The sequence below is a fragment of the Rhodococcus sp. BP22 genome (genome assembly GCF_014281965.1).
Lineage (GTDB): Bacteria > Actinomycetota > Actinomycetes > Mycobacteriales > Mycobacteriaceae > Rhodococcoides.
The window spans coordinates 438,669-451,802 of sequence record NZ_JACFTB010000004.1 but is presented as its reverse complement, the minus strand read 5'-3'; the positions used below and the strand labels follow the sequence as shown (position 1 = coordinate 451,802).

Genomic DNA, 13,134 nt, shown 5'->3' with positions numbered 1-13,134 from the left:
TCTACTCGCCGGCCACCTTCGGCCCGCTTCGGCCGGACATCCATGAGGATGGTCAGACCGAAGCGGCCTTTCGTGGTCGGCGCTTTTTGACCGGCGCCTTCTTCGGCTCCGGCGCGGGTTCACGGGACAACGCCTCCTGCAGGAATTTTCCGGTATAGCTTTCCGGAACTGCTGCTACTTCCTCTGGATTTCCTTCTGCTACAACCATTCCACCGCCATTGCCGCCTTCTGGTCCCATATCGATCACCCAGTCGGACACCTTGATGACATCGAGATTGTGCTCGATGACGATGACGGTGTTGCCCTTGTCGACGAGACCGTTGACCACACCGAGCAGCTTCCGAATATCCTCGAAATGCAGGCCGGTGGTCGGTTCGTCGAGAATGTAGACGGTCCGTCCTGTCGACCGCTTCTGGAGTTCGGCAGCGAGCTTCACGCGCTGCGCCTCACCGCCGGACAACGTCGTGGCGGGCTGGCCGAGTCGGACGTATCCGAGGCCGACCTCCACGAGCGTTTTGAGATACCGGTGGATGGAAGTGATGGCCTCGAAGAAGTCCGCTGCCTCCTCGATCGGCATATCGAGGACCTGCGCGATCGTCTTCCCCTTGTAGTGGACCTCGAGCGTCTCGCGGTTGTAGCGAGCGCCCTCGCACACTTCACAGGGAACGTACACATCGGGAAGAAAGTTCATCTCGATCTTCAAGGTTCCATCGCCGGAGCACGCCTCGCACCGACCGCCCTTCACGTTGAACGAGAACCTACCGGGCTGATAGCCGCGAACCTTCGCCTCGGTGGTGGATGCAAACAGGGTGCGAACCTTGTCGAACACGCCGGTGTAGGTGGCTGCGTTCGACCTCGGCGTACGCCCGATCGGTGACTGATCGACGCGCACTAGCTTGTCGAGTTGGTCCAAGCCGTTGATACGGGTGTGACGGCCCGGCACCTGCCGCGCCCCGTTGAGCTTGTTGGCCATGACGGTCGCCAAAATGTCATTGACCAGCGTCGACTTACCCGAACCTGACACTCCGGTCACCGCAGTCAGCACTCCGAGGGGGAAGCTGACGTCGATGCCGCGCAAATTGTGCTCGCGAGCACCCACGACGGTGACCTGACGCTTCTTGTCGACAACCCGTCGCGCATCCGGCAGTGGAATCTGCAAACGCCCCGACAGGTATGCGCCCGTCAGCGACTCTTCCGAGGTAAGTAGATCCTCGTAGGAACCGCTGTGTACGACGCGGCCGCCGTGTTCACCGGCGAGCGGTCCGATGTCGACAACCCAGTCTGCGGTTCGAATTGTGTCCTCGTCGTGTTCGACGACGATCAGTGTGTTGCCCAGATCGCGAAGCCTGGTCAGCGTGTCGATGAGCCGACGGTTGTCGCGCTGGTGCAACCCGATGGACGGCTCGTCGAGCACGTACAACACGCCGACCAGTCCGGACCCGATTTGCGTGGCGAGCCTGATGCGCTGAGCTTCCCCGCCGGAAAGCGAACCAGCAGGGCGCGACAGCGACAAATATTCGAGACCGACGTCGAGAAGGAAGCCGAGTCGCGCTTGAACTTCTCGGAGCACCTGACCGGCGATGGCTTCCTCTTTGGAACCCAGCGTGAGGCTGTTCAAGAAGTCGGCGGTTTCCGAGATGGATAGTTTGCAGACGTCAGCGATGGACTTTGCACCGAAGTCGCCCGCTTCGATCGTGACCGACAGAATCTCCGGACGCAGACGGTCTCCCCCGCAGGCAGGGCAGGGAACGTCGCGCATGTAGCCGTCGTAGCGTTCCTTCATCTGTTCGGACTCGGTTTGCTCGAGCCTGCGATGCAAGAAAGGCATGACGCCTTCGAACTCTGCATAGTACGAGCGGGTGCGACCGTAGCGGTTCTTGTATTTGACGTGAACCTGATGCTCGCTGCCCTCGAGAACTGCGCGCTTGACCTTGGCGGGCAGTTTGCTCCACGGCGCGTCGAGGTCGAATTCCATGGCGTCGGCCAGCCCGGACAGCAGGCGGCCGAAGTACTCCGAAGTCTGGCCCATCGACCACGGGGCGATCGCACCGCCGGCAAGCGAGAGATCAGGATCAGGAACGACCAGCTCGGGGTCTACTTCCTTGCGCACGCCGAGACCGAGACATTCGGAACATGCGCCGTACGGGGAGTTGAACGAGAAGGACCGCGGCTCCAGATCGTCGATCGAGAGTGGGTGCGCGTTGGGACATGCGAGCTTTTCGGAGAATCGACGTTCGCGGTCAGGGGCATCCTCTTCGCGGTCGACGAAGTCGAGGACCACGATGCCGTCGGCGAGACGCAGTGCGGTCTCGACGGAGTCGGTGAGACGCTGTTTGGAGCCGGCCTTGACAGTGAGTCGGTCGACCACGACCTCGATGTCGTGCTTCTCCTGCTTTTTCAGCTTCGGAGGATCGTTGAGTTGGTGGACCACGCCGTCGACACGGATACGCGAGTAACCCTGGGTATTGAGGGAATCGAACAGGTCTACGAACTCACCCTTGCGAGTACGGACGACCGGTGCGAGGACCTGGAATTTAATCCCCTCTTCCATCTCCAACACCTGATCGACTATCTGCTGAGGGGTCTGCCGGGCGATCCTTTCGCCACAGACCGGGCAGTGGGCCGTTCCAGCACGAGCGAAGAGCAGGCGGAGATAGTCGTATACCTCGGTGATCGTCCCCACAGTCGACCGCGGATTTCGGTTGGTCGACTTCTGATCGATGGAGACAGCAGGCGACAAACCCTCGATGAAGTCGACGTCCGGCTTGTCCATCTGTCCCAGAAACTGGCGCGCATACGCGGACAGCGACTCGACATAACGGCGCTGACCTTCGGCGAAGATCGTGTCGAAGGCGAGCGAGGATTTGCCTGAACCCGATAGACCTGTGAAGACGATGAGGCTATCCCGAGGAAGGTCGATGTCGACCCCTCGCAGGTTGTGTTCACGCGCACCCCGCACTATCAGGCGATCCGCCACTGTCTTCCCTTCTTGTCGAACGACCAGGCTGTCAGGCTCGAGTACCACCGGCCTGAACAGTCGAACCGTCGTTCCATGGATGCATGCGTCAGGGCGAACCTCACGCAGTAGCAATGCTAGGCCGACCCTCTGACACGTTCTTCTGACTCGGAGGGCCGAACAGGGTTTGCAGTCGCGCCGACGGTAGCGTCCACCAGATGGACGAGCACCCTATGGCCATCGACGACGACTACACCGGCGCAGTCTCCCCAGGATCAGCGCCTTCGCGACGCACGATCTCGAGCGGGACGATCACAAAGATGTCGGTCGGCCCCATGGACAACAATGCGTATCTCATCGTTTGTTCCACCACTGGAGAATCGATGCTGATCGATGCAGCGAACGAAGCACCACGCCTGGCGCAGTTGATCGACGAGAACGCGCCAAGACTCTCACTCATCGTCACCACCCACCAACACGCTGATCACTGGCAGGCACTGGAAGACATCGCAGCAGGCACCGCCTCGCCTACTGCTGCACACAGTTTGGACGCCGAGCCACTCCCGGTGACGCCGGACCGCCTGCTGCAAGAAGGAGACAGCATCGACGTGGGTGAACTCACATTCGACGTCATCCATCTGCGAGGACATACCCCTGGGTCGATCGCGTTGGCTCACACCGACGCCAAGGACGGCGTCGTTCACCTCTTCACCGGCGACTCACTCTTTCCAGGCGGTGTCGGAAAGACGTCGGGACCGGAGAACTTCGTACAGCTTGTCGACGACGTAACCACGAAGCTGTTCGACCGGTTCGGTGACGATGCCATCGTCTACCCGGGCCACGGCAAGGACACGACGCTCGGTGCCGAGCGCCCTCACCTCGACGAATGGCGAGAACGCGGGTGGTGAAACACCGTCGCGCTTGAAACCAGCGAAGCCTGGGTATGGCTACGCTGGAACAATGTGGTCGGTATGGGGGCATGCTCCTGTGCTGCGCCGCGTAGAACATCTTCGTCAACTCACGAACTACGCAGGAGGCTGTCAATGCTTGTCCGCCGTATCGCCCGACCGCTGATGTCGACCATCTTCATCGCGGGGGGCATCGACGCGCTCCGGAACCCAACAGGCAGGGCGCAAGCCGCCACACCGCTGATCGAACAGGGCCAGGACGCGTTGCCGGACAGCGTCACTTCGAACCTCCCCAGCGATCCCGAGACATTGGTCCGGATCAACGGAGCGATTCAGGTCGGTGGCGGTCTTTTGCTCGCCACCGGTAAGGCACCGCGGATTGCTTCACTCGCACTGGCGGGCAGTTTGATTCCGACGACCTATGTTGGCCACGCCTTCTGGAACGAGACCGATCCCGCTGCCAAAGCTGCGCAGCGCACTCAGTTCTTCAAGAACGTCAGCCTGCTGGGTGGCCTGCTCATCGCTGCGGTCGACACCGAGGGCAAGCCGTCCTTGGCATGGCGTGGTCGCCGTGCCGCACGTAAGGCAAGCGAATCCGTCCAGTCCGCGCTACCCGGCTCTCATGACACCGCGGACCGTCTCGGTATCGCTTCCGACCGCGTGAAAGAGCTGGCTGCGGTCGCTGCGACTCGTAGCTCGCACTTCGCCGACGCCGCACAGCCCGTCGTATCCAAGTGGGCCGACGTCGCAGCAGAAAAGGGTACGGAATTCGCCGACGCCGCACAGCCGGTCGTATCCAAGTGGGCCGACGTCGCAGCGGAAAAGGGCTCGGAATTCGCCGACGCCGCTCAGCCGGTCCTCGCACGCTGGGCGCACAAGGCTGAAGACCGTGGCTCCGAGCTCGCAAAGGTCGCACAGAAGCGCGGTTCCAAGCTCGCCGACAAGACAGCGGACCGGAGCTCCGAGCTCGCAAAGGTCGCAAAGAAGCGCGGCAACAAGCTCGCCGACAAGACAGCCGACCGGGGATCAAAGCTTGCCGATACGGCAGCCGAGCGCGGTGCCGTTCTGGCCGAGCTGGCCCAGGATCGTGGCACCAAGTGGGCCAATCTTGCCACTGAGCGGGCATCGGAATTTGCCGAACTAGCGCAGGATCGCGGCAGTAAATGGGCCGAGGTCGCCGCCGATCGGACCGAGACACTCAGCAAGCGTGCGCGTAAGCGCGCAGCACAGCAGAGCCGGGAGTTCGACAAGGCGACCGAGAAGGCTCAGGCCAAGCTGGAGAAGAAGGTCGAGAAGGCTCGGAAAGATCTGAACAAGCAGGTTCAGAAGTACTCCAAGTAGCCGATTCGACAGGCTGATCGAAAAGGGCCCCGTCCTGAACTGCGGTTCTGCGGCGGGGTTCTTTTTTGTCATAGACTGCTTGGGCGAATTTCGATTCACCGAAATTTCGTCGCCGAACTCCCGAGGAGACCCTTTGCCGGACGACGGCCCCACAATCGCCGACGAGTCAGAAGACACCCTGTCCGACCAGGATCGCGAGCAGTCGTACGTCACGATGCTCTACAACCAGTTGGATGCGCTCCGTCAGTACGCAAGTACACGGCTCAGTGCAGTACTCCTCGCAACCGGCGGCACTCCGCAGGCTCGCAGCGAGCGCGAATCGTTCAGTCAGATGTACAACGACGACATCGCAAAGTACGACGCCGCCGAAAACGGACTGTGCTTCGGCCGCATCGACCTCGCGCCACAATCGGAGGAGGACGGTGTCCGCTACATCGGTCGGGTGGGCATTCTGGACGAGGCGAACGACTACGCGTCGCTTCTGCTCGACTGGCGCGCACCGATGGCCCGTCCGTTCTATCTTGCGACGCCCGCCGCGCCCGAGGACGTAGTCCGCCGCAGACACATCCGCACTCGCAGCCGCCGCGTCACCTCTATCGCCGACGAGTACCTCGATCTGGAGGCGGCCCAGCACGCGCGACGCGATGCAACGGCGACCGGGGTTGCGGGTGAGAGCGCACTGTTGTCTGCACTCGAAGCGGCACGCACCGGGCACATGAACGACATCGTCGAGACCATCCAGAGCGAACAGGACGCGATCATTCGGTCGGAGCACCGCAGCGTGCTTGTCGTACAGGGCGGCCCAGGAACCGGCAAGACGGCCGTAGCCCTGCACCGTGCCGCCTATCTGCTCTACACCTATCGACAGCAGTTGGCGAAGAGTGGCGTTCTCATCATCGGTCCGAATGCCACCTTCCTCGATTACATCGGCCAGGTATTGCCCTCGCTCGGCGAAACCGGTGTGTTGTTGTCGACGATCGGAAATCTGTATCCGGGCGTCCGGGCCACGGTGGAGGATTCGATCACCGCGGCCGAGGTGAAGGGCTCGACGTCGATGGTCGCCGTTCTGACCAAGGCAGTGCGCGATCGCCAAGAAATTCCGGCGGAGCCGACGCGCTTGCGCTTCGACACTTACGACATCATCCTCGACAAGAAGATCGTCTCGCGGGCTCGCGGACGCGCACGATCCTCGCGACGACCACACAACTTGGCGCGTCCACTGTTCGTGTCCTCGGTGATCGACGGACTTGCACAGCAGCTCGCAGCAACTCTCGGTGAGAACCTCGTCGACGGCGGAAGTCTGCTCAGCCGCGATGACATTGCCGACATGCGAGACGAAATGCGCGAAGACGCCGACGTGATGGCAGCAATCGATGCACTGTGGCCGGACCTGTCGCCGCAGCAAGTTCTGCTGGAGCTATTCGCATCCCCGGAGAGAATCGAGTCCGCTACCCCGAACCTGTCGGCGGCCGAACGGGACTCCCTACTTCGCGTGGGACGCGGTTTCAGTGCAGGGGATGCACCTCTGCTCGACGAGTTGGCCGAGTTACTGGGGATCGACGATGCAGCCGAACGCGAACGGGCAAATCGGCAGTGGCGCAGTCAGATTGCCGATGCTCAAGGTGCGTTGGATATTCTGACAGGGTCGGCGCCACAGGATCTGGAAGACGAACTGGACCCTGAGATCCTGATGGCATACGACTTGATCGACGCCAGCCAACTGGCCGCCAGACAGGACTCCGGTGCCCGACTGACCACAGCCGAGCGAGCTGCAGGCGATCGCACCTGGACCTACGGCCATGTCATCGTCGACGAAGCTCAGGAACTGTCCGACATGGCGTGGCGGATGGTGATGCGTCGCATCCCCAATCGCTGGATGACGTTGGTGGGCGACGTCGCCCAAACCGGAGATCCAGCAGGCACCACATCGTGGGGCGAAGTGTTGGAACCGTATGTCGCGAAGCGGTGGAAGCGCACGGAATTGACTGTGAACTACCGGACGCCGTCGGAGATCATGGTCGTTGCGCGGGATGTGCTGGCTGCCATCGACCCAATTCAGTCGGTTCCCAGGTCGATCCGCGAATCGGGCAATCTGCCGTGGGCACAGCACGTCACGAGCGCCGATCTCGTAGAGGTTGTCGCCGAGCGTGTTTCCGAGCACCCGCGACCCGGTCTCACCGCGGTACTGGTGCCGCACGGGCTTCTCGCAGACTTGTCGCATCTGACATCGGAGTTCGTGACCGTCTCGACAGTAAGAGATGCCAAGGGACTCGAATTCGATTCGGTGCTCATCGTCGAACCAGCAGACATCCTCGCGGAGTCTCCACGAGGAATGGGCGACCTGTACGTTGCGCTGACTCGTGCGACGCAACGCCTGGGCGTCGTTCATGCCCAGACGTTGCCGAGCGAACTGTCGGGATTGGCCTCGTTCGCCGTATCGGCCCACTGAAACGACCGCGAGACAGCCGGAAACGACCGATGGCAGCCGACCCGTTCTGGGTCGACTGCCATCGGTGGTAGTCGAAAAGCGGGGTAGTCGAAAAGCGAGAGGCTGCTCAGCGCACCGTGTGAACGATAAGCACGTCGCACGTGGACTTGCGTGCAGCGTCGGACGGAACAGATCCGAGTAGACGGCCTGTCAAAGAGTTGAGCCCGCGATTACCGACGACCAGAAGGTCGGCTTCGACATCGCCTACCAATTCCAGTAACGATTCGACGGGGGCCCCGACGATCGCTCGCTCGTCGATCTTCTTGGCGCCGAATTTGATCGCGTGCTCGCGAGCGGTCCGAAGAATGTCATGGGTGGGTGCAGAGCCGGTGATCTGGTAGGCATCTTCGCGAAGGGCATCGGCTGCCTTGGCGTTGTCCTTCGGATCCGACGGGTAGTAGGCGCACGCGATCACGAGTTTCGCGTCGGCGTCACCCGCCAGCGCGGCGGCTTTCTCCACAGCCCGCAAAGACGATTCGGAGCCATCGGTTCCGACGACGACGGTGCGGTAGGCACTCATTCATTCCTCCAGTTGTAGGTTGTGTCACACAAATTCGTGACGCTTTGGTCCGCTGTTTCATGAATCCCTTCGAGGCTCGACATGACGGGCCTCGAAGATCGTTGCGATGACACTATCGGTAACTGTCACTCGTCATGCGGAGATCGCCGACAACACGATCACGCGGTCTCACCTACATTGGCTTGTATGCGCATCCCTCGGCCGAGACGGTCTGTGAAGACCTCCATTGCGATCCTTCTGGTGATACTGGTTGCAGGCGTCTCGGTCTACTTCGTCACCCGTTCGCCCAGCGCAGACAATGAGTCGACCACCGTCGATACCACGGTGACGCTACCGGAGAGTCCGGGGAGTACCGAGACCGTGGCACTCGACACGCGCCTCTACGTACCTCGGACAACCCCGGCCCCCGCCGTCCTTCTCGCCCATGGATTCGGCGGCGACAAATTCTCGGTCGACGGACAGGCACGAGCGCTCGCCGACGACGGGTTCACGGTGTTGACCTACAGCGCTCGTGGCTTCGGACTGAGCACAGGGTCGATATCGATCAATGACCCCGATCGGGAGGTCGCGGACGGCCGCGGCCTGGTGGACTGGCTCGCGAATCGACCCGAAGTCCGACTCGACGGACCCGGCGATCCCCGCGTCGGTGTCGCCGGCGGCTCGTACGGCGGCGCACTGGCGTTGAGCCTTGCCGGAACCGACGAGCGGATCGACGCAGTCGCGTCGGCCATCACCTGGAACGATCTGGGGCAAGCGCTGTTCCCTAATTACGGCGTCACGAACGACGACGACCGCGCTCGACTGGATGCATCGAAAACTCCTGCGGCTACGGTCTACGGCGGACAGGGAGTACTCAAACGCGGATGGGCAGGAGTCTTCTTCGGAGCTGGAGCAGCCTCGCGCCCTGGAGCCAGCGAGCCCGGCGCAGCAGCGGGATGCGGACGGTTCGCACCCGAGTTCTGTTCCGCATACGCGCAATCGGCGGTAACCGGTGAGCCATCACCAGAATTGTCGGCGCTACTGACGGCGCACTCCCCCGCGGCCGTCGCGTCGAACATCAAGGCACCGACGCTCCTGGTACAGGGCATGCAGGACACCCTGTTCGGGCTCGATCAATCCGACACCACGGCGAGGCAAATCTCCGACGCCGGTGGTGATGTCCAGGTTCGCTGGTTCAACGGCGGCCACGACGACGGTGGAACAAGCGGCGACGCCGAGAACACGATGAAGGATTTCCTTCGTACACAACTGATGTCGGATACAACCGTAGATGTTGCAGCTCAGCCGCGTCCGTTCGTCTACTCGCTGCAGACACCTGCGATCGAACAGAATCGAACTCGCGGGCGCAGAATGACAGCACCGGAATACCCCGGGCTCTCCGGTTCCGACGCCGCAGGCGCACCGAGCGCAACCACAGAAGTACCCGTCGAGCTGCGCCCCTCTGGTCCCACCTCGTCCATGTCGGAGCAATCGGGAGCCCCGAACGAGCAAACCATCATCAGACCGCCAGGGGCATCCCCATCGGCGATCTCATCCGTTCCGGGCCTCGGCTCGGTGCTGGCCACATTGAGCGCCACATCAGCTGGTTCGCAGTTGTCCGCGGACCTCCCCGGTCAAGCTGCCACCTTCACAGGCGATCCCCTGACCGCACCGCTCACCATCACGGGCGCATCCCGCATCGACCTACGTATCGGAGCATTCGCGCAACCACAGCAGGCGGTCCTGTTCGTCAAGCTGTACGACGTCGGCCCCGACGGCAAGCGCACCCTTCCCGGCGGCGCGGTCGCCCCGGTGCGCCTACCGAACACCGTCGATTCGGGTCCCGTTCCGGTGTCGGTCGTTCTGCCCGGCATCAGTTATGTAGTCCCCGAGGGACATCACGTCGAAGTGTCGGTGTCCACGACCGATCAGGCATACGCAGTTCCCCTCGAGCCCGCGCAGTTCGTTGTTGCATTGGATGATTCGGCGCTACGAGTGCCGACCGTGGCGGGGGTGGCGAGCAGCACGAGTACCGTTCCACTCGGCCCGATCGTCGGCATCGGCGTCATCGTCGCCGCACTGGGTGCATTGATCGCGGTCAACATCATCCGATCGCGCAGACGCTTGATCGCCGAAGTGGACGAAGATCTCATCGACACCCCACTGGTAATCACCGATTTGGCCAAGACCTACTCCAACGGATTCAAGGCCGTCGACAACGTCAGTTTCGAGGTCCGTCAGGGGCAGGTGCTCGGCCTACTCGGCCCGAACGGCGCCGGAAAGACGACCACCCTGCGGATGCTCATGGGTTTGATCACCCCGACGAGCGGGGACATCCGGGTCTTCGGGCACAAGGTCTCGCCCGGAGCCCCCGTCCTGTCGAGGCTGGGGTCGTTCGTCGAAGGGTCCGGATTTCTCCCCCACCTCAGTGGCACCGAAAACCTGCGCCTGTACTGGCAGGCCACCGGCCGTCCCCTCGAAGACGCACACCTCGAAGAAGCGTTGGAGATCGCCGATCTCGGCACTGCGGTCGAGCGGAAGGTCAAGTCGTACAGCCAAGGGATGCGCCAACGCTTGGCGATTGCCCAGGCAATGCTGGGGCTACCGGATCTGATGGTCCTCGACGAACCCACCAACGGTCTCGATCCACCACAGATCCGCACCATGCGCGAGGTCCTGATCAACTACGCCAAAACCGGACGAACCGTCTTGGTCTCGAGTCACCTGCTGGCCGAGGTGGAGCAGACCTGTACGCACGTCGTAGTGATGAACCGTGGGTCGGTGATCAGCTCGGGTACTGTCCGGGAGCTGACTGCGGCAGGCGGAATGACCGAAGTACGAGTCGACGACGCGGAGAAGGCATCGGCAGTGCTGAGCGGTCTGGGGTGTTCGCCGACAGTCGTCGACGAGTCGGTCGTTCGAGTGGACATCGGAAGCGTCGATCCGGCGATCGTGATCAGGGCTCTCTTCGACGCCGGCCTCGAAGTGCGCGGGCTCTCCCAGTCCACGAGGCTCGAAGATGTCTTCCTCGATCTGGTACATCGCGACACCGAGCACCTGACACAGTTAGCCGAAATCGACGCTGAAGCCAGTGGAACCGTATCGACGAAAGAACACGAATGAGTACGACGCACACAGACGGGCGGGCACCCGGATATCACGCGGGCAAGACCCTTCCGTTCCGCACCGAGTTGCGTCGACAGTTCGGTCGGCGCCGCACACAGTTCGCTATCGGATTCCTTGCACTGTTGCCGGTGATTCTGGCAATCGCCTTTGCCGTCGGAAGTTCCTCGGCCGATTCCGACACGGGCGGTCTGATAGAGCTCGGGACCCGGGGCGGTGTCAATTTCACCGTGTTCGCACTGTTCATGTCAGTCGGGTTTCTGCTCATCGTCGTTGTCTCGTTGTTCTTCGGAGACTCCGTGGCGAGCGAAGCGTCCTGGTCATCGCTGCGATATCTGCTCGCCATCCCGGTGCCGCGCACCCGGCTTCTCGTGCAGAAAGCACTGGTATCGGCGACGTTGTCCATCGCCGCCGTAGTCGTTCTGGTTCTCGTATCGCTGATTCTGGGCACCGCGCTCTACGGCGCAGAACCACTCGTAACCCCATTCGGTGACGGACTGCCCTACGTCGACGCACTCAGTCGACTTGCCATTGCAGTGGCCTACATCGGAGTCAACCTGTTGTGGGTGGCAGGCCTGGCGATGCTTCTTTCGGTTCTGACCGATGCGCCACTCGGCGCGGTCGGCGGAGCAGTCATGACGTCGATTCTGTTGCAGATTCTGGACCAGATCACCGCGCTCGGCTCGCTTCGCAACTACCTGCCCGGGCATTACGCAAATTCGTGGACAGATGCGCTGCAACCGACAATCAGCTGGAACGACATGTTCGTCGGATCGTTCTCCGCGCTTGCCTACGCGGCCGTCTTCGGCGTGTTCGCCTGGCGGGTGTTCGCCACCAAGGACATCACCAGCTGACCTGAACGACCCGCTATTTTTCGACGGCCGGCCCAAAAATGCCGTCCGGGAACACGTTCTGAGCGAGAAGTGCGTCGCGCCATGGCGACGCGAGCTCGACCAGACGCGCGGCGCCGTCTTCACCCAACGAAGCCCACGGTGCGAGCGCCAGATCGTCCGTGATGTCCTCGACAAGTGTGCGGATGTCCTGCCCGTGCTCGGTCAACGCACCGTCCGTGTCGAGGATTTCACGATCGGCAAGTGCCCCCACGGCCTCGTCCCACTGCTCGACAGACCAGCCACGACGCTTACGGGCGAACTCCTTTTCGAATCCGTACCCCGTTGCGGTGTGGGTGATCAAGGCTTCGATACCGTTCAATTCTGCGGTCTGCAAGGCAGCAATATGCCCATCCCCGCGGTGCTCGCGAAGCAGCGTCAGCGCATGCCACAGAACGAGGTGCGGTGCCGTAGGCCATTCGAGTTCGGCGTACGCGGAATACAGCGGCCGTCCATCGTCCCCGGGAATTCCACGAGCTGCTATCGAAGCAAGTTCGGCAGCTTCGCTCATCTCGTGTGAAGAAATAACGTCAGCACCCAGAAGCCTCGTGAAGGCCGCGTCCAACGCGCGATAGCGGATCTGCATGATCTTTTCCGGGGCACATATCGACCACGCAGCTGGAATCAACGGTGCAATCAGCTCACGGTTGAAGTTGTAGAAAGTAGCTGTCACAACTCCAGCCCCCACCGCGCCCAACGGCGCGGCACGTCCGGCGAAATAGCAGGCACGGCCAGCCAGGCCCGCCTCCACCAGCCCGTCCTGAGTCTCTGGGACGAAGTACGCCACCGAATGGAGAAGTTCGAGTGCGCGAGCACTCCGGCCGGCAGTGGATGCGTCCATGCCGTAAACCGTAGCGAACGCCCGGACCCTTCGTCGCGGCGCGTTGGCTACGGCATGGTCGCGGCGCGTTGGCTACGGCATGGTCGAA

Annotated in this window: 8 protein-coding genes; 5 read left to right on the top strand and 3 right to left on the bottom strand. The window is 62.1% G+C overall.

Features of this window, described 5'->3' with window-relative positions:
* Positions 1–52 precede the first annotated feature (52 nt).
* The gene (uvrA, locus tag H2510_RS11700) at positions 53–2,977 is read right to left on the bottom strand and encodes an excinuclease ABC subunit UvrA (RefSeq protein WP_186628448.1); all 2,925 of its coding nucleotides are present in this window, start codon (positions 2,975–2,977) and stop codon (positions 53–55) included.
* A 197-nt stretch (positions 2,978–3,174) separates the two neighbouring features.
* Here uvrA and H2510_RS11695 point away from each other — a divergent pair, with 197 nt between their 5' ends.
* The 3 genes from H2510_RS11695 (at position 3,175) to H2510_RS11685 (ending at position 7,654) form a co-directional block, all read left to right on the top strand.
* Complete coding sequence (locus H2510_RS11695; protein ID WP_186628447.1) at positions 3,175–3,864, top strand: MBL fold metallo-hydrolase; 690 nt, start codon at positions 3,175–3,177, stop codon at positions 3,862–3,864.
* A gap of 135 nt (positions 3,865–3,999) precedes the next feature.
* The gene (locus H2510_RS11690) at positions 4,000–5,205 is read left to right on the top strand and encodes a DoxX family protein (RefSeq protein ID WP_186628446.1); all 1,206 of its coding nucleotides are present in this window, start codon (positions 4,000–4,002) and stop codon (positions 5,203–5,205) included.
* A 214-nt stretch (positions 5,206–5,419) separates the two neighbouring features.
* Entirely contained in the window at positions 5,420–7,654 is a 2,235-nt protein-coding gene (locus H2510_RS11685) for an ATP-binding domain-containing protein (protein WP_186628522.1), read from the top strand.
* Between the two features lie 106 nt (positions 7,655–7,760).
* Here the strand turns inward: H2510_RS11685 and H2510_RS11680 are convergent, their stop codons facing one another.
* Positions 7,761–8,213 (bottom strand): universal stress protein, encoded by a 453-nt coding sequence (locus tag H2510_RS11680; RefSeq protein ID WP_186628445.1) that lies wholly within the window; start codon positions 8,211–8,213, stop codon positions 7,761–7,763.
* Between the two features lie 213 nt (positions 8,214–8,426).
* Between H2510_RS11680 and H2510_RS11675 the strand changes: the two genes are divergently transcribed.
* Together H2510_RS11675 and H2510_RS11670 are read left to right on the top strand one after the other, a co-directional pair.
* On the top strand, positions 8,427–11,315 hold the full coding sequence (locus H2510_RS11675) for an alpha/beta fold hydrolase (protein WP_315901337.1): 2,889 nt from the start codon (positions 8,427–8,429) through the stop codon (positions 11,313–11,315).
* On the top strand, positions 11,312–12,169 hold the full coding sequence (locus H2510_RS11670) for an ABC transporter permease (protein WP_186628443.1): 858 nt from the start codon (positions 11,312–11,314) through the stop codon (positions 12,167–12,169). The genes H2510_RS11675 and H2510_RS11670 overlap by 4 nt, the downstream gene beginning before the upstream one ends.
* A gap of 13 nt (positions 12,170–12,182) precedes the next feature.
* On the opposite strand, the gene H2510_RS11665 is transcribed toward H2510_RS11670, so the two are convergent.
* Entirely contained in the window at positions 12,183–13,046 is an 864-nt protein-coding gene (locus tag H2510_RS11665) for an SCO6745 family protein (protein WP_186628442.1), read from the bottom strand.
* Between the last annotated feature and the right edge of the window lie 88 nt (positions 13,047–13,134).

Coding starts and splice junctions, on each gene's coding strand:
- H2510_RS11670 (WP_186628443.1), top strand. CDS start 11,312: ATGAGTACGACGCACACAGACGGGCGGGCACCCGGATATCACGCGGGC.
- H2510_RS11665 (WP_186628442.1), bottom strand. CDS start 13,046: ATGGACGCATCCACTGCCGGCCGGAGTGCTCGCGCACTCGAACTTCTC.
- H2510_RS11680 (WP_186628445.1), bottom strand. CDS start 8,213: ATGAGTGCCTACCGCACCGTCGTCGTCGGAACCGATGGCTCCGAATCG.
- H2510_RS11695 (WP_186628447.1), top strand. CDS start 3,175: ATGGACGAGCACCCTATGGCCATCGACGACGACTACACCGGCGCAGTC.
- H2510_RS11685 (WP_186628522.1), top strand. CDS start 5,420: ATGCTCTACAACCAGTTGGATGCGCTCCGTCAGTACGCAAGTACACGG.
- H2510_RS11690 (WP_186628446.1), top strand. CDS start 4,000: ATGCTTGTCCGCCGTATCGCCCGACCGCTGATGTCGACCATCTTCATC.